The sequence below is a fragment of the Bradyrhizobium sp. AUGA SZCCT0431 genome (assembly GCF_018131065.1).
In the GTDB taxonomy this organism is placed as follows: Bacteria; Pseudomonadota; Alphaproteobacteria; order Rhizobiales; family Xanthobacteraceae; genus Bradyrhizobium.
Map to the genome: position 1 here is coordinate 36,499 of NZ_JAFCLR010000033.1, position 21,168 is coordinate 57,666.

16 protein-coding genes are annotated in these 21,168 nt (G+C 62.4%); 6 read left to right on the top strand and 10 right to left on the bottom strand.

All coding sequences use genetic code 11. The annotated features are described in order from the left end of the window. The first annotated feature begins 48 nt into the window (after positions 1 to 48). A complete protein-coding gene (locus tag JQ567_RS27290) occupies positions 49 to 4,152 on the top strand; it encodes a GAF domain-containing protein (RefSeq protein ID WP_212441675.1) in 4,104 nt (1,367 codons plus the stop codon). On the opposite strand, the gene JQ567_RS27295 is transcribed toward JQ567_RS27290, so the two are convergent. Together JQ567_RS27295 and JQ567_RS27300 are read right to left on the bottom strand one after the other, a co-directional pair. After that, a complete protein-coding gene (locus tag JQ567_RS27295; RefSeq protein ID WP_212441676.1) occupies positions 4,126 to 4,467 on the bottom strand; it encodes a hypothetical protein in 342 nt (113 codons plus the stop codon). The genes JQ567_RS27290 and JQ567_RS27295 overlap by 27 nt on opposite strands. A 63-nt stretch (positions 4,468 to 4,530) precedes the next feature. Further along, positions 4,531 to 4,770 carry a DUF2171 domain-containing protein gene (locus JQ567_RS27300; RefSeq protein ID WP_212036880.1) on the bottom strand — a complete coding sequence of 80 codons (240 nt, stop codon included), beginning with the start codon at positions 4,768 to 4,770 and terminating at the stop codon, positions 4,531 to 4,533. Positions 4,771 to 5,124: 354 nt separating this feature from the next. On the opposite strand from JQ567_RS27300, the gene JQ567_RS27305 reads away from it, so the two are divergent. Beyond that, positions 5,125 to 6,075, top strand: coding sequence for a DUF6492 family protein (locus tag JQ567_RS27305; protein ID WP_312017471.1), 951 nt, complete (start codon positions 5,125 to 5,127; stop codon positions 6,073 to 6,075). Between the two features lie 48 nt (positions 6,076 to 6,123). On the opposite strand, the gene JQ567_RS27310 is transcribed toward JQ567_RS27305, so the two are convergent. The 8 genes from JQ567_RS27310 to JQ567_RS27345 all read right to left on the bottom strand — a co-directional run bounded on the left by JQ567_RS27310 (position 6,124) and on the right by JQ567_RS27345 (position 15,218). After that, positions 6,124 to 7,203, bottom strand: a complete 1,080-nt coding sequence (locus tag JQ567_RS27310) for an amidohydrolase family protein (protein ID WP_249165749.1) — start codon at positions 7,201 to 7,203, stop codon at positions 6,124 to 6,126. A 72-nt stretch (positions 7,204 to 7,275) separates the two neighbouring features. Further along, positions 7,276 to 7,743: a cupin domain-containing protein gene (locus JQ567_RS27315; protein ID WP_249165750.1), complete on the bottom strand. Its 468-nt coding sequence runs from the start codon at positions 7,741 to 7,743 to the stop codon at positions 7,276 to 7,278. Positions 7,744 to 7,923: 180 nt separating this feature from the next. Continuing rightward, positions 7,924 to 8,937, bottom strand: a complete 1,014-nt coding sequence (gene galE / locus JQ567_RS27320) for a UDP-glucose 4-epimerase GalE (RefSeq protein ID WP_212441679.1) — start codon at positions 8,935 to 8,937, stop codon at positions 7,924 to 7,926. After that, positions 8,937 to 9,758 carry a WecB/TagA/CpsF family glycosyltransferase gene (locus JQ567_RS27325; protein WP_212441680.1) on the bottom strand — a complete coding sequence of 274 codons (822 nt, stop codon included), beginning with the start codon at positions 9,756 to 9,758 and terminating at the stop codon, positions 8,937 to 8,939. The genes galE and JQ567_RS27325 overlap by 1 nt, the downstream gene beginning before the upstream one ends. After that, complete coding sequence (locus JQ567_RS27330) at positions 9,751 to 12,054, bottom strand: exopolysaccharide transport family protein (protein WP_212441681.1); 2,304 nt, start codon at positions 12,052 to 12,054, stop codon at positions 9,751 to 9,753. Before JQ567_RS27330 ends, JQ567_RS27325 begins: the two co-directional genes overlap by 8 nt. A gap of 156 nt (positions 12,055 to 12,210) precedes the next feature. After that, positions 12,211 to 12,963 carry a polysaccharide deacetylase family protein gene (locus JQ567_RS27335; RefSeq protein ID WP_249165751.1) on the bottom strand — a complete coding sequence of 251 codons (753 nt, stop codon included), beginning with the start codon at positions 12,961 to 12,963 and terminating at the stop codon, positions 12,211 to 12,213. A 2-nt stretch (positions 12,964 to 12,965) separates the two neighbouring features. Further along, complete coding sequence (locus JQ567_RS27340; RefSeq protein WP_212441682.1) at positions 12,966 to 13,772, bottom strand: bifunctional 2-polyprenyl-6-hydroxyphenol methylase/3-demethylubiquinol 3-O-methyltransferase UbiG; 807 nt, start codon at positions 13,770 to 13,772, stop codon at positions 12,966 to 12,968. A gap of 6 nt (positions 13,773 to 13,778) precedes the next feature. Next, entirely contained in the window at positions 13,779 to 15,218 is a 1,440-nt protein-coding gene (locus JQ567_RS27345; RefSeq protein WP_212441683.1) for a lipopolysaccharide biosynthesis protein, read from the bottom strand. Between the two features lie 514 nt (positions 15,219 to 15,732). On the opposite strand from JQ567_RS27345, the gene JQ567_RS27350 reads away from it, so the two are divergent. From JQ567_RS27350 to JQ567_RS38925, 4 genes are all read left to right on the top strand, one after another. Continuing rightward, a complete protein-coding gene (locus JQ567_RS27350; RefSeq protein WP_212441684.1) occupies positions 15,733 to 17,628 on the top strand; it encodes an acyltransferase family protein in 1,896 nt (631 codons plus the stop codon). After that, positions 17,615 to 18,619, top strand: a complete 1,005-nt coding sequence (locus JQ567_RS27355; RefSeq protein WP_212441685.1) for a glycoside hydrolase family 26 protein — start codon at positions 17,615 to 17,617, stop codon at positions 18,617 to 18,619. The genes JQ567_RS27350 and JQ567_RS27355 overlap by 14 nt, the downstream gene beginning before the upstream one ends. A gap of 169 nt (positions 18,620 to 18,788) precedes the next feature. After that, positions 18,789 to 19,790 (top strand): glycosyltransferase family 2 protein, encoded by a 1,002-nt coding sequence (locus tag JQ567_RS27360; protein WP_212441686.1) that lies wholly within the window; start codon positions 18,789 to 18,791, stop codon positions 19,788 to 19,790. After that, positions 19,787 to 21,100, top strand: coding sequence for an O-antigen ligase (locus JQ567_RS38925; protein ID WP_212441687.1), 1,314 nt, complete (start codon positions 19,787 to 19,789; stop codon positions 21,098 to 21,100). Before JQ567_RS27360 ends, JQ567_RS38925 begins: the two co-directional genes overlap by 4 nt. The last annotated feature ends 68 nt before the right edge of the window (positions 21,101 to 21,168 follow it).

Consider the following 21,168-nt stretch of genomic DNA (forward strand, 5'->3'; position numbering starts at 1 on the left):
ATCCCGTGGGGCAGCAGGCCCGTATTGTCTGCTGGGAGTTCGAGAGCCGTGAAGACCAGTATCGCGCGTACATTTGCGGCGTTGAATGCGACCAACGAAGCGATCCTGTACGCGAAATCACCGGAAGAACTGTACGAAAAGGTCTGTGAAGCCGCTTTCTCCAGCGGGGACTTCCTGGCGACCGCCGTCTTTTTGCTGGACCCGGATACCAATCTGCTTCGGTTTGCGGCCGGCTTCGGCGAAGACACCGCAAGGCTGCGCGGCATCGACATTTCGATCCTGGCCGATACCCCGGAGGGCTCGGGGGTTTGCGGTCAGGCCTTTCGCGATCAGAAGCTCTGCGTCAGCAACGATTATCTCAGCGACGCGCATTCGCTGGCCTGGCGCCAGGGCGCCGCGGCCGGACTGGTCGGCGCGGCCGCGGGGTTGCCGCTGACCTGCAACGGCCGCAGCATCGGCGTCTTCCTCGTCACGCGGCGCGAAGTCGGGTCGATCGACGCCCCGGTCGTCGCATTGCTCGAACGCATGTCGGCGAACATTTCATTCGCCCTCGACAATTTCGATCATGAAGCTGCGCGCAAGGACGGCGAGCGGACGATGCGGCGGCTGAACCGCATGTTCGGCGCCATCAGCGCGACCAACGAAGCGATTCTTCGTGCCAAGACCGAACAGGAACTTTATCAGCGCGTTTGCGATGCCGCCGTTTACAGCGGAAAGTCGGTCGCGACGGTGGTCCTGCTGTCAGAACCGGCTTCGATCTGGCTGAAGCCTGCGGCCGGCACCGGCGAAAGCCTCGATCTGCTGACCCGGACACGCTTCTCGATCGATGCCGACAATGACTACGGCAAGGGCGTTGCCGGTCAGGCGTTCCGGACGCAGCGGCTTTGCGTCAACCACGATATTACGCTGAGCCGAGTGTGGCAGCAGGTCGGACGCGAGGCCGGCGTCGTTGCCTGCGTCGCCGTGCCCCTGATCAAGGCCGGGCAAAGCGTCGGCGTCGTGATGTTCTTTGTCGGCAAGGCATGGGCGGCGGATGAGGAGATCATCGCGTTGCTGGCGCGGATCGGGGAAAACGTCTCGTTCGCCCTTGAAAACTTTGAACGCGCCAACGCCAAGGCGAAAGCCGACGAACAGAAGGAACGGTTGACGCGGATGTTCGCGGCGCTCAGCGCGACCAATGAAGCGATCATGCGGGCGAGGTCCCGCACCGAGATGTTCGAACTGGTATGCGCTGCCGCAGCACAGGGGGGGCGCTTCAATTCGACCAGCATCCTCCTCGTCAGGTCAGACAGCGATTCCTTCAACATGGTTGCCTCGGCCGGGCCGACGGCGGAAAACGCCCGCCGTCTGAAGGTCTCGATCAGCGCGGCTGTTGCGGAAGGCCGCGGGGTCTGCGGGACGGCGTTCCGTTCCCGGCAGGCCTGCATCAACAACGATTTCCTGGCAGGCCCGCGAAACAATGCGTTCGATCAGGTGATTAACAACGATGGCGCAAGGTCAGGCGCCGCGTTTCCGCTGCTGGTCGAGGAGCGGATCGTCGGTGTGATGCTGTTCATTTCCTCCCAGGCGGACACGTTTACCGCGGAGTTTGCCGAGCTGTTGCAACGGCTGGCCGACAATGTGTCTTTTGCGCTCGAAAGTTTCGATCGCGCCGACGAGAAAGCGAAGACCGAGCGCCAGAAGGAGAGCCTGACACGCATGCTCGCGGCGCTCAGCGCGACCAATGAGGCGATCGTTCGGGCGGGGTCACGCGACGAGCTGTATCAACTGGTTTGCGAGGCGGCGGCGACCGGCGGCAGGTTCACCTCCACCACCATCGCGCTGGCAAAGCCCGGCAGCGATTTCATGGAAATCGTGGCCGGCGCGGGTCCGACCGGCCAGAGCGCGCGGCAGGTCACCCTGTCGATTAATGAAGCGCATCCGGAAGGCCGCGGTGTTTGCGGGATAACGTTCCGCTCGGGCCAGGCCTGTATCTTCAACGACTATCTTACCGATCCGCGTGCCGCGGCATTTCACGCCAAGGCCCGCGAACTCGGCTCCAGATCAGCCGCCGGCTTTCCGCTCTTCGTGCGCGGGCAGGTGGTCGGCGTCATGCTCTACGTCTCCTTGCAAAGGGACGCGTTCACGCCTGAATTCACCGAACTCCTGCAACGGCTCGCCGACAACGTGTCGTTCTCGCTGGAGACGTTCGAGCGCGCCGACGAGAAGGCGAAGACCGAGGAGCAGAAAGAACGTCTGACGCGCATGCTCGCGGCACTCAGCGCGACCAATGAAGCCATCGTGCGGGCAAGTTCGCGCAACGAGTTGTTCGATCTGGTGTGCCAGGCCACCGCAAACGGCGGCAAGTTTACCGCCACTTCCATTGCGCTAACGAGAACCGACAACGATTACCTGGACATTGTCGCGGCCGCCGGACCGACCGCGGCCAGTTCGCGCGAGGTGCGGGTGTCCGCCAATAAGGCCCATCCGGAAGGACGCGGGTCCACCGGCATGGCGATCCGCTCGGGCAAGCCCTGCATCATCAACGACTACCTCGCCGACCCGCGCAGCCAGGTGTTCCATGCGCGCGCCCGCAGGGATGGGACCCGTGCGAGCGCAGCCTACCCGCTGCTGGTGCGGGGGCGGGTCGTTGGCGTCATGATCTTCGTTGCGATCGAGAAGAATACGTTCACGCCGGAATTCTCCGAACTGCTGCAGCGGCTCATCGACAATGTATCGCTGGCGCTGGAGAATTTTGACCGCGCCGACGAGAAGATGCGGGCGGACGAGCGGATCGAATATCTGGCCTCGCATGACAGCCTGACCAACCTTCCGAACCGCGAGATGTTCAACGGGATGCTGCGCCGGGCGATCGATGCCGCGGAGCGCTATCAGCGGTCGTTTGCGGTGCTGTTCATCGATCTCGACCGGTTCAAGGTCATCAACGACTCGCTGGGCCATGACGCCGGCGACATGCTGCTGGTGGAAATCGGGGGCAGGCTGCGTGACGCGCTGCGTACGAGCGACGTCGTGGCGCGGCTCGGCGGCGACGAATTCGTCGTGATTCTGGAAGAGGCCGCCGAACGTCACGAGGTCGAACGCATCGCCGGCGGGCTCTTGTCCGTGTTGAGCCAGCCCTTGCAGCTCAGCGGGCATGAGTGCCACACCACGGCCTCGATCGGCATCGCGATGTATCCGTCTGACGGCGCCGACATGCAGACGCTGACCAAGAACGCCGACATGGCGATGTATCTTGCCAAGGAGGGCGGCAAGAACAGCTTCCGCTTCTTCACCAGGGAGATCAAGGCGCAGTCGATCGAGCGTCTGACGCTGGAGAGCGCCCTGCGCCGCGCGCTGGAGCGCGACCAGTTCTCGCTGCACTACCAGCCGAAGGTCGATATGGCGAGCGGCCAGATCACCGGCGTCGAGGCGCTGTTGCGCTGGAACCATCCCGAACTCGGCCTGGTATCGCCGGGGCAATTCATTCCGCTGGCGGAAGAGACCGGGCTGATCGTGCCGATCGGGCGCTGGGTTCTGACGGAAGCCTGTGCGCAGAACATGGCCTGGCAACGCCGCGGCCTGCGGCCGGTGACGATGGCCGTCAACCTGTCGCCGCGGCAGTTCGCCGACGCCAATTTGTTGCATGATGTCGACGAGGCGTTGCTGGCAAGCGGCATGTCGCCGGTGCTGCTGCAGCTCGAAGTCACCGAAAGCATGGTGATGCGCAACGTGTCGCGGGCGATCAAGGTGCTCGACGCGATCCAGAACCGCGGCATCCGGCTTGCAATCGACGATTTCGGCACCGGCTATTCGTCGATGTCGCTGATGAAGCAATTCCCGATCGACACCATCAAGATCGACCGTTCCTTCGTCCGGGATCTGCCTGTTGATTCAGAGGACCAGGCCATCACGCAGGCGATCATCAGCATGGGCAAGGCGCTGGGGATGACCGTCATCGCCGAGGGCGTCGAGACCATCGAGCAGCAAACGTTCCTGCGCAATCATGCCTGCGATGAAATGCAAGGCTTCCTGTTCAGCAAACCGCTGCCACCGCGGCAGATGGCGGATATGCTTCGGACCGAGCCACTGCTGGCCTCGCCGCCGCTGCAACCCGACGCCGGCGATGCGCGTGAATCGGCTTCGCCTTCAAGGCTGGAAAGCACTGTCATCTGACGGCTGCGCATGCAAATCGCGCACGTCGGAATCCGTGGACCTCACCTTGCGCGAAAAGTCATAGGGCCAGGGCTGGATGACCTGGTCAGCCATGGAATGGAACAGGACGCCCGCGCCGTCGGCGTAAGTCGCGCCATCGGGCAAACCCAATCTGGCGCTCCAACGTTCCGGTAGCGTCAGGGCGATATCCCGTACCTCGACCGCCGGTCCCCACCACCAAGCCGGAGCGGGCGGCCGGTCATCCTCGGCGAGTGCCCGCCATCGCCCAAATTCGACGACAACGCGCTCAAATTGCAGTTTTGCCGCCGGATGCATCGGAAGGTCCTGTTACCTTGCCGATGATAACTTCATCCGCAGCCGGCGCAATACATGTCAGGGTCACTGCCTGCCGTGCTGCCAGTGTGACGTCACATCCGCACCGGACTTATTGAGGTGAACGTGCTGGTCGACATGATCGACCCAATCCACCGGAATGAAGTGATGGTGCTGGCCGTCCGGCGAACTCTGCTTGGTCAGCTTGATCTTGTCGGATCCCTCGAGGTGATCGACCTTTCCGACCGTCTTCTTGTCGGACGAGATGACATCCATATGTTCCTTGATCTGCGAAGCGACGGCCATGTTGCGTCTCCGTTGAATGAACAGGCATTGGAAACGCGCCAATTCCGGAAAGGTTGCTGATGCCTGTAACTGTTGAACAAAATGTTCCCAGGGGACTTTAACCGTTTGGTAACCATCGCTTTGCATATCGATGGTTCCGTCGGGTAACGAGCATCACTTCCGCGAAATTGACCGTTGCAATGTCCCGCTGGCGCTTCACGCCTTCGTCAGTGGGAGCAATCGCTGGCCTGATCAGTCACTGTTTATCTTAACGGCGAAGCGTTGTTTGAAGCGGTCAAGCGATGATCTATTATGTCAGCTGATCGGGATCGATCTCGATCGCCGGTCGCTCAGGACATCATGACGGGAAGTGGCGTGACTAAAAGCGTAGCATTGATGACCCCGACCTATCGCGGCGACCTCGATCGCTTCGAACTGCTCTGCGAGAGTCTCGATCGGTTCGTCAGCGGATACGAACGGCATTACGTCATCGTCAATGACGACGACCTGCCGTACTTTGCCCGATTCGAGAATAGCCGTCGCACCGTGCTGCCGAGCTCGCGCTTCTTGCCGTCCTGGCTGAGGGCGTTGCCGCCGTTTGTCTCACGCAAGGGGCGCAGGACATGGTGGTCGTTCCGGTCGGGCCCGCTCCACGGCTGGCATATCCAGCAACTACTCAAGATCGCGGGCGCCTTGCAGCTGCCGCATCAGCGCTATTGCATCGTCGATTCCGATAACACGTTCTTTCGTCCGTTCGATGTAGCCGCCTATGCCGGCGCGGATTTAACCCCGCTCTATGTCGATCGTCTGGCGATTCCGGCCGATAAGCCGTCGCATTCCGTCTGGGTCCGAAACAGCGATCGCCTCTTGGGCGGCGGCACCACCGCGTTCCCGGCCGACGACTATATCGGCAATGTGCTCGTCTGGGACAGATCGACTTTGCGCGACATGACCGCCACGATCGAAGCTGTCACGGGCATGCCCTGGGCGGTAGCGCTTGGCAAGACGCGCTCGTTTTCCGAATACATCCTCTATGGGTACTTTGTGAACCAGTCGCCGACCCACAGGGCGACGCATCGGCTGACCACGCAAAGCCTGGCGACTTCCTACTGGGAGCCGGATCAGCTGGACGAAAAAGCACTGCTCGCCATGGTCGATAGCTCACCGCCTGACGTCGTCGCACTTTGCATCGAGTCGTTCTCGGCAACCCCGGTATCGCTTATCCGCAAGGTCGCGGGTTTGTCGAATAACGACGCGCCGTTGCAGCCGCAAGGTCCCGCTTCGGCGCAAGGCGCGAACGCGATCATGACCAGGGAAGCTGTCTGAGGCGATTGGTTTCGTTGCAACGCGACGTCGGCGATCACTGTCCCTCTCCTAGACCTTTGCCGGCAATCCCAATAGCCGCGCGGCATTGCCGCCGGCCACCAGCGCCATGTCGCGTTCGCTGATGCCGTTGACGCGGCCAAGAAACCCGACGGGATCGGGTTCGGCCATGTCGAACGGATAATCGGTGCCGAGCATGATGTGATCGGCGCCCCAGATTTCGATCAGATGCTTGAGTTCGCGTTCGTCGAAAACGACCGTGTCGAAATAGAGCTTCTTCAGATATTCCGACGGCTTCTTCTTGATGGTGACACGGCAATCCTCGCGATGGGCCCAGGCGTGGTCGAAGCGACCCCAGTAGCCGGGGATGTAGCCGCCGCCATGGGCGATACAGATCTTCAGCTTGGGAAAGCGCTCGAGATAGCCGTCGAACACCAGCTGCCCGACGCACAGCGCGGAATCCAGCGGATGTCCGATCGTGTTGGGAAAATAGTGGTCCTCCATGCGCCCGACCAGGCTGGTGCCAAACGGATGCAGGAAGATCATCACGTCAAGCTCTTCGACGCGTGCGAAGAACTTTTCAAGGCCCGCGCGGGTCAGGTCGACACCCCTGACATTGGTGCAGAGTTCAACGCCGCGGAATCCGAGCTGCTTGACCGTACGGTCGAGTTCGGCAACGGCCATGCCGGGATCCTGCAGCGGCACCGTGCCCATGCCCATCAGCCGGTCGGGATGCTTGGCGACCAGGCCGGCGATGTGATCGTTGACCATGTGGCAGCTGTCGCGCGCCACCTCCGGCGGCGCCGCATAGACGAAACGGCCGGGATAGGGCGGGTCACCTGCATGTCGATGCCGTCGCGGTCCATGTCGGCGAGGCGGGTGTTGAGATCGGTCAGTTTCGGAAAGTCGATCTTGCCGCGCTGCGGCTGAATGCTTTTGGTCAGGTCGTTGACATGCGCATTGGCGTTGGGTGTTACGCCGCCGCCTTGAATGCCGGTGGCTTTCAGCACCATTGCATTGGCCTCCGGCACCATGCAGTGGCAATGGATATCGATGGTGCGCCACGGTTTTGTCTTTCCGGATCGGATCGGCGCACTGCCGTGATCGGTGGCGGGGCCGCAAGCTTTGCATTGGAACAGCATGGGCATCGCGCTTTCCATCTCGAATGAAATCAGTCGCCGGAATAGATTTGCAGCACTGCGGCTATTTCTCTTCCGCTCCAGTCGAGGTCGCCGGACCTTCGCCCATGATCAGGAGAACGGCATCTTCATCCTTGGCGCCGTCCCAATGCACTTGCTTGGCGAAATGCGTGACGAAACTGCCGGCCGGCATCGGCGTCGTGTTGGCGGGGTCGAATTTCGGGCCTGAACCGACCCACCAGGTACCCTGCAGCACCACGATGTAGCGGTCGTTGGGATGGAAATGCGGGCGGCTGAAATGATTGCCCTTGGTCCATTTACTGTAGACCACATAGAAGCCCGGCTTGCTCGGATCGCCAACGACGACGGCGCTTTGCGCGCCCGCGGCGTTGACCGGGCCCCACGGAATCTGGTCCGGCAATTTGTAAGTGACGGCGGCAGGATTGAGTTCAGCCGCGGAGGAGATGCTTAGCATCCCGGCGAGAGCAAGGGGCGTCACGAGGTATCGCCAAAACCGGTTGGTCGCCGTCATGGTTTGCTCCCTTTGTCATGCGTGAGCTGAAATGCGCTCATCTGTGTTGTCGTGGAAGCTAGCCGGTCTCGTTCCCACGGGGCAAGCCGCGTGCCTGCATGCGTGACAGGCGAGAGACGATGATCGCGGGCATACAGGGCGGCAGGGACAATGCCGCTTAGACCGATCGCACGTCGGTGCTTACTCACCCGTTTTGAGGGGGTGAGCTTTCTTGTGCCAGGCCCAGGCGGTACGGATGATGGTCGCAAGGTCCGAATAAGCGGGGCGGAAGTGCAATGTCTCGCGCGCGGCGGAAGCGTCCGCGACCAGATAGGTCGGGTCGCCGGCGCGGCGTGGCTTGACGACGTGCGGGACTTCGCGCCCGGTCTCGCTCGCGATCGCCGCGAGGATCTCCCGCACCGAAAATCCCTTGCCGGTGCCGAGATTGAAGACGCCGCCGGAATGCCCTTCGAGCAGGAGCTTCAGCGCCAGCACATGGGCGGCGGCAAGGTCGGTGACATGGATATAGTCGCGGATCGCGGTGCCGTCCGGCGTCGCGTAATCGTCGCCGAATACCGCGAAGTCCGGCACGTGGCCCTGCAGTGCCATCATCGCGCGGGGAATGAGATGGGTTTCCACCTCGCGCTGCTCGCCGATGCCGCCGGCGGGATCGGCGCCGCTGGCGTTGAAATAGCGCAGCGCGAACGATCCGAGCCCATAAGCCCCGCGATAATCTGAAAGCACGCGCTCGATCATCCATTTCGAGGCGCCATAGGGATTGATCGGCGCGCAGGGATAGTTTTCGGGCAGTGCCTTGCTGTCGGCATTGCCATAGACCGCGCCGGTCGACGAGAACACGAGGCGGCTGCAGCCGGCCTCGCGCATCGCATCCAGCAGCGCCAGCGTGCCGGCGAGGTTGTTGACGTAGTATTTCTGCGGGTCGACCACGGATTCGCCGACCAGGCTGGACGCGGCGAAATGCATGACCGCGACGATGTCGTGCTCGGCGAAGGCGCGCGCCAGCGTGGCCTTGTCGGCGATGTCGCCGGTAACCAGCGCGCCCGCGACGAAGCTGTGGTGGCCGGTCGAAAAATTGTCGTAGCAAACGGGGAGATAACCGGCCGCATCAAGCGCCCGGCAGCAATGCGCGCCGATATAGCCCGCGCCGCCCGTGACCAGGATGGCCGGACGATCGCTCGCCAGACCGGCGCCCATCAGTCCCGGATCCGTTCGGTGATCGAAGGCCGGCTCTTGTTGAACAGCAGATAGAGCGCGCGCGGATTGGTGGTGAAATAGCGCCAGAACAGCCGGCGCGGTTCCAGCCAGATGCGCCAGGCCCATTCGAGCCCCGTCGCCTGCATCCAATCCGGTGCGCGGGCCCGGCTGCCCGACAGGAAGTTGAACAGTCCGCCAGAGGTCTTGATCACGCCGACCTTGAACAGGCGCGAGGTGTATTCCTCGACAAAGGCCTGCTCATAGGGAACGCCGAGCGCTAGCCAGAGGTAATCGGGCGCCAGCGCGTTGATTTCGTCGACCTTGGCCCGCAGCGCGTCGCCGCGGAGGAAACCGTGCGAATGTCCGATGATCTTCAGGTCCGGATAGAGGTTGCGAACGTTGGCGACGGCGGCGGCGTTCTCCGCCTCATCGGCGCCGAACATGTAGAAGGTCAATCCGGCCGCCTGCGCCTTGCGGGCGACGACGTGGAACAGGTCGGTGGTCGCGACGCGCTCGGGCAGCGGCGTGGACGATTTCAACCGCGACACCGTCACGAGCGGCTGGCCGTCGGCATTGATCAGGTCGGCGGCGCGAAACAGCCGGTCGGTCATCGGTTCGGTGGAGCAGCGCGCCAGCACCTCGCCATTGGCGGAGGTCAGATAGAGCGGGCGAGCGAGCCGGCGTTGCGGGAACACCATCTCGATCATGAAGTCCGCGGTCTGCTCGAGGTCGAGCACGGCGAGCCGCAGCCCGCCCAGTGTGATTCGGGGAACGCCGGCAGTAGCGGCTCTCCCGAGGGGGTTTAAGCGACGCTCACGCATACTGTTTGTCTCGCTGACGGTTGACGGCCGTGGGGTTGAGTTCGTTGATGACGACACCGACCAGCTTGCACTCGGTCTCGCCGAGCGCGGTGATGATGTCTTCCATGCTCTCGTTGATGTCGAGTTTGACCGGCAGGATCGCGACCAGCCCATCGGTGGCGTCGAACAGCGCGTGGTCGGCCGGGCTCCACGGCATGGCGGGCCCGTCGAGGACCACCAGATCGTAGTCGCCGCCGATGCGCGCCTGCGCAATCGCCTTGCGGATGGTGTCGCTTGCCTTGGTATCCGAGGCCTTGAGGGCCGGCAGGATCGAAATGCCGTTCGCGCTCCTGATGGCGCGCTCAGCCTTGGCGCCAATATTGAGCCAACCGAGACGGCCGGTCTCTTCCTTGCCGAGGTGGGCCACCTTGTTCGACAGCGTATAGGTCTTTTGATCGGCATCGATCAGCAGCACCCTGGCGCCATCGCGGGCGGCCGAGAGCGCGACGTTGAGCGCGGCAATGCTGCGGTCCTCGCCATTGCCGGCGCCGATCACGGCTATGACGGGCGCGGTGTCCTTGGCCGCGCGCGTTGCCAGTGCGGTCCGAATTTCGCGCATGGTGTTGAGGAACGTCATCAGCGGGAAACCGGCGCGCAGCGTCGGCCAGCCGAGCCTGACGACATCGAGGGTGCCGCCCGTCGCCAGGATTCCGCCGAGGGTGCGCACCACGTCCGATTCCTGCAGTCGCGTGATCGACGGCTTCGCGATCAGGCTGACGGCGGGCAGCGGGGTGGCGGACGGTTGCCTCGTGGCCGCGGCAGGCGTCCGATTTTCCACGGCGGACGAGGCCGATGTCCTGACCGTCGTGTTGGGTCGAACCGGGTTGGCGCCAGGCGTCAACCGCTCGACAGCGATGATCCAGGCGGCCGAGGCGAGTCCGCCCAGCATAAAGCCGATCATGGCGAACAAGGCCATCCCCGGCGGGAAAGTACGCCGCTGCGGCACGGTGGCATCGCCGATGATGCGGGCGCTGGAGGTGTTCAGGGTTTCCTGCTCCTCGGTCTCGCGCGAGCGCTTGAGGAACGACTGGTAGACGTCGCGGCTGGCTTCCACGTCGCGTTCGAGCTCGCGCAGCCGGACCGCGGCCTGGCTCATCTGGACGCTCTGGCGCTTCTGGGTTTCGAGCGCCTTGTTCAGCGACGCTTCGTAATCCCGCGCGCGGGTCAGGTCGTTCTTCGCCGCCTGCAGAAAGCGATCGGTTTCCTCGCCGATGGTCCGGCGCAGATCCTCGACCTGCTTCTCCATCTGGCGCAAGGCGGGATGACGCGGCCCCAACTCGCTCTGCAATTCGGCCTGGCGCTTCCTGGCTTCGGCATATTGCGAACGCAGATTGGCGATGGTTGGCGATTGCAGTGCCTCGGGAATGGCGCCGGCGTCCGCCGATGTCTTGCGGCTGGCTGCGATCTGATCGTGTTTGGCCTGCGCGTCGAGCGTCAGCGCCCGCGCCGCGGCAAGCCGCTGGTTGCTGGCGGAGAGCTGCTGATCGCTGATCAGGGTGTCCTGCGTGCCGACGAAGTTGTTCTGCGCCTTGTAGACCGCGAGCGTGTTCTCGGCGTTGCGAAGCCGTTCCTGCAATTCCGTCAGCCGGCTGGAAAGGTCGCTGGTGGCGCGCCGGACCCTCGCGGCCTGCGATTGGGTGGTTTCGGCCAAATAGGCCTTGGCGATCGCATTTGAGAGCATCGCCGCTTTCGCCGGGTCAATCGACCAGACGTCGATGTCGACGATGAAGGTCTTGTCGGTCTTCTTCACGTTGATGTGGCGGATCAGGGTTTCCAGCGTCGCCATCTGAATGAGCTTCCGTTGCTCGGCGGTCGGACGCAGATCGATCCCGAACAGGCCGAGCAGCGTTCCGAACAGGCTCTTGCCGTCGCTGCCGCCAAACTCCGGATCTTTTTCGAGATCGGTCTCGCGGATCACCTGCAGCAGCACATTGTTCGAGGTGATCACGCGCGCCTGGCTCTCGACCACCATCGCAAGGCCGGACAGGTCCGGGGCGCGCGGCGTGAGTTCGCGATCGACCAGCTGCAATTCGCGGGGATCGACGTAGAGCTGGGCCGTTGCGGTGTATTTCGGTGTCAGGCTCTTGCCGATCGCCACCGCGATGCAGGCGCACAGTAGCGCCGCCGAGGCGATCGCGATCTTCCGCCGCCACAGCAGTTGAACCAGATCGAGCACGCTGAAGCCACCCAATGCCGGCGTTGCGGCGGGCCGGGGGTCAGGCTTGGCCTGGTTTATCGGCTCGTCATAGATAAGCATCGACCCCAGCTTCCATTCCAACTGCCGCACACATCGGCTGAGGGGTTACTCTTCGCTTTACGCCACGCGCGCCGGACTTCAACGCGCCAAAAACGCGACAGGGAAAATTAACCATACTCATCGGGGGACTATTCACCGAAATGGCAAACAAAGCGTTTATGCGCGGGCGCATCGCAATGCCTCCGCCATGGTCATAGCCGGGATTTTCCGGCGCGCCGCCGCCTCGAGGGCGTGGTTGAGCAGTGCTGGCGAGCAGCCCCAGGGGCTCGGCTGTTCAGCGACGTCGTGGCCGTAGAAAATTAACCATCCGTTATTGGTTTCGGCCTCGTCGAACATGCGTTCGATCCCGGCGCGGTCCATCTGGCCGTCGATCAGCGGCACGGCGCGGAGAAACTGCAGATCGATTTCGCCGCTGTTGATGCCCGGCACGATGCTGCGGCAGGTCTGAAACTGGTCCTTGAGCTGGTTCTTCCGTCCAAACGATCCGTAGCCGTAGGGATATGCAAAGGTCTCGGTTTCGATAGAGGCGTCCAGCGCGCGGAGGTATCCGCGGTTATGCAGGATCTCGTTGGCAAGGGAGGCCACGTCCAGATCGCTGGCACGCCGGTGCGAGAATGTATGACAACCGATCTCGTGGCCCCGGCGGTAGAGCGACAGCAGGTCGTCGGCGTCACCGGCCGGCCATTCCGGCGTTTCGACGCCCACCAGGCCTCCCGATACATAGAACGTGCCCCGCGCACCGTGCGCCTCGAGCAAATCCGCGCCGGTCGTAGCCGCGCTTTTGGGAAGATCGTCAAAGGTAAAGCTGACCATCGGCCTGGCATTGCGCATCTGGAAAGGATTGGCGTGCAAATGCATCGCCAGCCGGTGGCTCACCTTCACTCGTGCCTCTGACAACATCGCGTTCATCTTCAGCGCTTTCGCAAGATCACATGATAGTCGCCGTGCCGCACGTCGGTCTTGCCGGGCAGGAAGACGTTCATCACCTTGGCGGCCGCGTCGATCAGGCTCGCGAACAGCGGCTTGCGCCGGCGCATCTCCGGATAGCGCGGGCTCTCATACTGCTTGCAATAGATCATCTGCAGCCCGTGGCTGTCGGCGAAGGCTTCCAGGTTGGCCAGCGTGACAAGCGGATGAAAATGAGTCGGGAACGGCGCGCAGCCGGGCAGGCCGGCGTTCTTGTCGCCGCGGATATGGCGGTAGAACCAGACATGGAACCAGTGCGGCGAATATTTGGTGACGACGCCGGACAGCGACCGTGGGTTCGGCGCGCCGATCAGGATCAATCCGTTTTCTTTCAGCGCCTGGCAGAAGCCAAGCAGCGCCGCTTCCACATCGGGCACATGCTCGATCACGTTGTAGCAGATCACGAGATCGAAACTGCCGGGCGCGAAGCGATGGGTCTGGATGTCGCCGAGGATCGTCTCCTGCGCGTAGTCGTTGTTGCGGATCTGGTCTTCGTCGATGTCGACCACGGTGACGTGGGCGCGCTTCAGCACGCTGAGCGGCAGGAAGCTGGTCGAGCCGCCACCGGCCTCATAGAGATTAAGGTCGGTCGCGGGCAGTTTCGCCTCGAGGATGCTGTGAACGGTGAGCAGGCTCTGCCGGGCCTCGCCGGGCGGCAGGTCAAGCAGCGACTGCGGATGCTGCGCGGCCGGCCTTTCGGCGGCGTCAGTGAAGGCCGAATGAAGGGGATCGAGGGCAAATGTCCTGGTCATTTGTTCTTATCCGTTGATGTTTGCGAATTTGGCCCGGAACATCGCGAACCCGGTTTTCAGGCGGCCGCGAATCCGGGAGATGTCGAACAACCAGCACAGGGCGGCGTAGGTGATGAGTCCGGCGCTGGCCAGCACGGCGCAGGCGGTGAGGTCAGCGACATGCAGGTTTCTGTCGAGCGCAGCGACGGTCAGCGCCATCACCAGTCCGGCGATCATGATCAGCGCCAGCCGGCCGAGCGGCAGCGGGACCTTGAAGGCAAAGCGGCTGAGGATCAGCGCGCAGGAAAATCCAACCACGTCGGCACCGAGCCGCGCCCAGGCCGCGCCGACCGTGCCGTAATGGCTGACCAGGACGTAGGACAGGATCAAATTGGCCGCGATGATCGAAGCCGTATTGATCAGATAGAACGAGTTGCGCCCGGAGAGTAGGAAGCTGGCGTGCAGATATTGCTGGGTCAGGATCTGGAAGACCACGGCTACCGCGATGATCGGCATGGTCTGCGCCGCCAACTCGCGGAAGTCCGGCCCGAGAATGATATTGGCGACATGGGCGGAAATGACCGCGAAGCCGAGGCAGGCCGGCAGCGTGATGCTGAGCAGCAACTCGACACAATCCGAAAGATGCGATCGCACCGCCGCGTCGCCCTTGCTGGCATGAATCTGCACCGCCATCGGAAAGAATGCGGCGGCGGCGCTCATGGCCGGCATCATCAGGGTCTGCCGGACCAGATCGAGCGCGGCGACATACTTGCCGGCGTCCGCTGCGCCGACCAGATTGGCGATCATGAAGCGATCGGTGACGCTGGAAATCGCGAGCAGGGTAAGTGAAAGGGTGAGGGGCAGGCCGGCCTTCGCCAGCGCCGCAAGCCCGGTGCCGTCGAACTTGACCTTGGTGCCGCGCCAGGCGGTGCGCGACTGGACCAGCACCGCAAGCAGGTAGGCGAGCGCGGACGACAGCAGCAGCAGGAAGCCGCTCGGGCTGACAAGTGCCACGACAGCACCGAGGCCGAGCACAGCAACGGCGCGGACCAGCGTGGCCTTCATGACCGAAAGTGCCATCAGCCGGGCGCGGACCAGATCCTGGGTCAGTTCGAACAGCCCGATCGCGACGGAAAGCACGACCGCCGCCAGCGCGGCATTCGTATCCAGTCCAACCAGCCGTCCCAGGACATAGGCGATCGGCGCGGTGAGACAGCAGATCAGGTAACCCGAGATCACGCGGCCGCGCACGTCGGGCCCGTCGTCGCGGGCGTGTCCGCTCAGAATGAGATTACGGAACCAGCCGACGAGGAAAACGCTGATGACGGACGCGAAACCGATGCCCAGCAGATAGACGCCGTAATCATGCGGCGAGAACAGCCGCGTGAAAATGAACACGCTCAACAGCCCCAGCACTGCCGAGAGGATGTTGGCGGTCAGGTTGATGCTGGCTTGTCCGATCAGCATGGCGCTGCGAGCCCCGCGGGCTTGCCCGTGACTTCGCGCCCGAGCATGGCGTCGCACGACGCTACTCGGTTGATGTCGGAAATCTCGCTGGCGATGACGTTCAAGGCGGGCGCTTTCTGGACTCGGAATCCCATTGCCAGACCATTGAGCAAGATCGGTGCCGGACGGTTCCGCTAACGGTTGCGGCGATTTGATGTGGTTAATTCTATGTTTCGTTCACCGTCGCAAGCGGGTTAACCGCTCGCGGTAACCACGATGCAAACGCAATTCGTGCGCGAAGCGGCGGTTTTGCGGAGCTTGCCCGGATATTGCAGAGCACGATTCCACATCGCCGATGTTCATCGCCATGAGTGTTACCCATGACAGATTGCTCGCCATTCCAATCCAATTTCGCGGCGCCCGGTGAGGTCGCCGAGGCATCAAGCCGTTTCGGCACACCTGAACTGTCCAGAGTGTCCGCTTTTGAAACGGTAACGGCCGGTCGCGGCTACGGCGGCGTCGCGAGGGCTCGGCAATGAAGTACCGCGCGGATATCGACGGGCTGCGGGCCCTCGCTGTGGTTCCCGTGGTTCTTTACCATGTCGGTGTACCCGGATTCGCTGGCGGCTTCGTCGGCGTCGACATCTTCTTTGTCATCTCGGGTTATCTGATCTGCGGCATGATCGATGCGGATATCCGCAACGGGTCGTTCTCGCTCGGAAATTTCTACAAGCGCCGGATCCTGCGAATCCTGCCGGCGCTGTTTGTGATGTTCCTGGTGACGAGCATTTTTGCCTACATCTATTTGCTGCCGGCCGAACTGATCGGCTATTCCAAGAGTCTTGCCAGCGCCATCGGCTCGATTTCCAACGCCTATTTTGCCCAGACCGCCGGATATTTCGATGCGCCGGCCGAAACAAAGCCTCTGCTGCATACCTGGTCGCTCAGCGTGGAGGAGCAGTTCTACTTCATCGCGCCGTTGTTGATGCTTTTTGTCTATCGCTGGGTCCCGAAGGGCGCCAAATTCTTGTTCGCGGTTGTCGCTGCGCTGTCGTTTGCGGCTGCCATCGCCATGAGTACGAGAAATCTCACCTTTACATTCTATCTCACGCCTTTCCGCGCCTGGGAGTTGGCGCTGGGTGCGATGCTGGCGGTCAAATTTATCCCGGTGCCGGAAACCAGATTCTGGAAGAACATTTGCGGCGGAGCCGGGCTGCTACTGCTGCTCGGCGTGATCCTGCTTGGATCGGCATCAGTGCCGCTTCTGCTGATGACGTCGCTCGCCTGCCTCGGCGCAGCCCTTGTGATCGCTTCCAGCGAGAGCGGGGTATCGATGGCCGGACGATTGCTGTCGCTGTCGCCCTTGGTCGCCATCGGGCTGATATCCTATTCGCTCTATCTTTGGCATTGGCCGCTGATCGTGTTCCAGCGTACCGACATGGTGTTTGGCGCGGAATCGGCGGCGTCGACCAAATTGACGTTGATCACGCTGTCGGTGGGGCTCGCCTATCTGTCGTGGAAGCTGGTCGAACTGCCGTTCCGTTCGATGGCGCGGGAGACATCGAAGGGTGCCGTCTTCGGCGCCGCATCAGCCGCGATGGGCTCGACGTTTGCACTGTGCGCACTGGTATTCTTCGCGAGCGGCGCGCCATACCGCTTTCCGCAACGCGTCGTGGATATCGGTGCCTATCTTGCCTACGATTCGTCCGCTGCGTTCCGGACCGGACGCTGCTTCATATCGGCCAACCGCCAGCGGTTTGACGCCGAAACCTGCCTGAAACTGGATCCGGCGCGGCCGAACTATCTGCTCATTGGCGACAGCCATGCCGCGCATCTCTGGTCCGGGCTATCCGCCGCCATGCCGCACGTGAACATCATGCAGGCAACGGCTAGCGAATGCCGCCCGGCTGTTCCGGCGGGGGCTCGGGTCGAAATGAAAGCCTGTCGCGATCTGATGGAGCTCGCGTTCAACGATTTCCTCGTCAACAACCATGTCGACAAGGTCATTCTCTCCGCGTCATGGAAGGATGAGGATCTGCCGAACCTGTCGGCCACGCTGGATAGCCTGAAATCCAGAGGGGTCGATGTCATCGTGCTTGGACCGATCGTCGAATACGATGCCCCTCTGCCGCGGCTCCTGATCGACGGGATTTTGCGCGACCATCCGTCCCTTGCCAGCACAAAGCGCACACCCGGAATTCGGGAACGCGATCTCGCCATGAGCGCTTTGGTAAAGGCTCGCGGCGCGATCTATTCATCCGTTTACGATGCGGTCTGCCGGGATGGTCGTTGCGACGAGTTCGTCGAAGCCGATATTCCGATGCAGTTCGACGCGGGCCATCTCACCGACAAGGGCGCAGCCGAGGTCGGCCGAAGGCTGTCTGCTGTCTTCAGCAACAAATTGACAAGGACGTCGAATGTTTCGAACTGAGCGCCCCGCGCCTCGCCGCCGGGTTGGCCTGAGGCGGCTGGTATTTTTCCTGGTGGCCTTTGTGTTGAGCCTGCTGTTGCTGGCCCGCGTCGACACCAACGCCGCTCCGCGCGTCAATTCGAGTCATGTCAATTCCAGTCCTGCGAAATTTGCCGGCGCGTTCGTCGATTGGGGTCCCGTTGGGCGCGAGCATACCCTGCAGGCCTGGGAAAAATGGCTGAAACAGCCGCCATCGTCGGTGGTGGGCGTCGATTTCTACGGCCAGGCGAATTGGGAAGATTTCCACAAGCTGACCTGGGTTCCCGGCATCTGGAAGAAGCTCAACCCGTCACGGAATGTCGTCTGGTCGGTGCCGCTGACCGTTCCGGGAACGCCGCTCGCCGACGTCGCCAATGGCTTGCACGACGGCGAGTTCGAGGCAGCGGCGCGTGCGATCGCGGAAGCGCAGCCAAGGGCGATCATCCGTCTCGGCTGGGAGATGAATCTGTCCCAGATGGCGTGGTTCGCCAAGGACCATGAGGCCGACTACATCGCGGCGTTCCGGCGCGTGGTCGGGATCTTCCGTCGCCACTCCGACACGTTCAAATATGATTGGTGTCCGGGATGGGGAACGCAGGATACGCCGGCGGACCAGGCCTATCCAGGCGACGATGTCGTCGACTATATCGGTCTGGACGTCTACGATTTCAAACTTGAGGGTTCGCCGGAGGAGCGGTGGAACACCTTCTATCTCAAGGCGCCGTTCGGTCTGGAGTGGCACCGCGACTTTGCCGCCAAGCATGGCAAGCCGATGAGCTATCCCGAATGGGGCGTCGGCAATTTCGGTGACAATCCGTACTTCATTCAGCAGATGCATGACTGGTTCGTGAAGCATCGGAACAACATCGCCTACGCCGCCTATTTCGACGTCGACGGATTGTGGCCCACGCGGATCTCCAACGGGCAGTTCCCCAAATCCCAGAAGCTGTTCGGCAAGCTGTTCAGCCGCTGAGCCCGGAGTCTGAACCTGATTTAATTCAAACTTAACCCCGTCCATTAACCGTCGGGAACAATTCGCCACCACCAGGCATCCTGTCGGACCGGATATTGCAGCAATGCTCTTGTATCGTCTGCACCCATAGCAAACGTCATGCGCCAGAGTTTGAACGGATTGCCCGCCGATGGAAACCGCTGACACCATGCCGAACGCTGCCCGCGCCCTGGCGGCGATCTCGCCGGCCCTCGATCCTGCTTCGATCGGGATCGTCGTCTGCATTCCCTGTTTTCGCCGGCCGCAGCATCTGCGGCAGACGCTGGAATCGCTCGCCCGCCAGCGCACCGGTCACCGCTTTGCCGTTGTCATGGTCGAGAATGATGCGCTGCGGAGCGAGAGCGTCCCGGTTGCGACCGAGTTCCTGGCATCGAACAAGTTTCCCGGTCTTTGCGTGGTCGAGCCGCGCCAGGGCAATTGCCATGCGATCAACGCGGCGTTCGAGACGGCGCTGGCAACCTTCCCGGCAGCGTCAAGTTTCCTGATGATCGACGATGACGAAATTGCCTCGCCGGACTGGCTGGAGCGCATGATCTTGACCGCCGAAGCCACCGGGGCCGACATCGTCGGCGGGCCGGTCATGCCTGACTTCGATGACGCGCGAAAGCGCGGGCTGCGTCGTCACCCGGCCTTCGCCCCGGCCTACGACACTTCCGGACCGGTTCCGGTGATCTATGGCTGCGGCAATTGCCTGATCAGGCGCTCGGTGTTCGAGCGCGTCGACGCCCCGGCGTTCGATCTGCGTTTCAATTTCCTCGGCGGCGGCGACACCGATTTCTTTTACCGCTGCCTGCGTCTTGGCATGCGGTTTCACTGGGTGGCGGAGGCCACGATCAGCGAGACGGTGCCACCGAGCCGGACCAAGCTGAGCTGGCTGATCAGCCGCGGCCTGCGGATCGGCGCGATCAATTATCACGTCCAGCGCAAGGCGACGCCGACACTCTGGTTGCGCGCCAGGCTGACGCTGAAATTGCTGGCAGCGTTTCCGCTTTCGTTTCTCCACGCCGCGCGGGCGGGACTGATGGAGCGCGACCGGATCATTGCGATGCATCCGATGACGGTAGCGATCGGTAGCGTGCTGGCCGCAATCGGCATCGAACCTCAACCCTACAAGGCCTCGAAGATCACGTGAGCCAACTCGCCATCGCGTCTCAGCTTCGTATCGTCGCAGGAGGGGTTTGGCGGCAGCAGGTGCTGCATGTCGTTCGCTGCGCCGCGTTCGTCGGAGCGCTGGTGCTGGCATGGATTTCGTTGCGGCCGTTCACCGATCTCGGCGAAATACAAATCGGTGAAGTCAGTACCGGCAATGAAGCGCCGACCTATCTGGTGTTCGGCGGCCTCGCGGTGCTGATGATTACGCTCGCGGCGCGTAACAACATGCGCGGGCTGGCCACGTTGCTGACGCCATCGTTCCTGCTGTTTGCCGGTTGGGTCTGTGTGACGGTGGTTTTGTCGGTCGACCCGGCCACGTCGATGCGGCGGTTTGTCTTGACGGCGTGCGTTATCGCCGTGACGTCGACCATGCTGCTGCTGCCGAAATCGCAAAGCGAACTGATGCGGTTTCTCAGCATCGCGGCACTGATCCTGCTCGCGGTCTGTTACCTCGGAATCCTGCTGGCGCCGCAATTTGCGATCCATCAGGCGACTGACCCGCAGGAGCCGCTTCTTGCCGGCGACTGGCGCGGCGCCTTCGGTCACAAGAACGTGGCCGCCGGCGTGATGGCGATGCTGCTGTTCCTGGGGATCTACGTCGTCCGTTCCGGCGCACTTCTGTCCGGCGCGGTCATTATCGGCCTTAGTTCGTTGTTTCTGTTTCATGCCGCCGGCAAGAGCTCGCTGACACTGTGCTTCGCGGTGCTGCTTTTGACCTCGCTTACTTCAGTGTTTCGCTCGTTCTGGGTGCGGGCGATCCTGCTCCTGACGCCTCTGCTATTGCTGAACATGCTCAGCGTCGGCACCGTCATGAGCGAAGGCCTGGCTGCGGTCGCCAAGCTGCTGCCGCTGGATTCGACCTTCACCGGCCGTACCGACATCTGGAATTTTGCGCTGGACGCGCTGCGGCAGCGGCTGGCAACCGGCTATGGCTTCGTGGCGTTTTGGGGCAGCAAGGCGTTCGAGGAGTTGCCGGCGGGCAAGGAATGGGCCGCGTTCGCGGCACACAGCCACAATGGCTATCTCGATACCGCGCTCGGCATGGGCCTGCCCGGACTGATTCTGCTCATCGTCGTGCTGGTGATCGCGCCGCTCCGGAATTTCCAGCAAGCCGATCAGGGCGGCAATAACGGTCCGCTGGCGATGGCGCTGTTGCGCATCTGGCTGTTCGGACTTTACTTGTCGGCGATGGAGAGCTTCTTCCTCGACCGCGCCGATCCCCTGTGGTTCACCTTCCTGGTGGCGGTGTTCGGCTTGCACTTTCTGGCGCGATTTCGTGTCCGGGAGTGAGGCTCAGAGCGTTTTCCAGCGAAGTGGACACCGGTTCGCGTCAAGAAAACGCGTCAAAACAAGCTAGA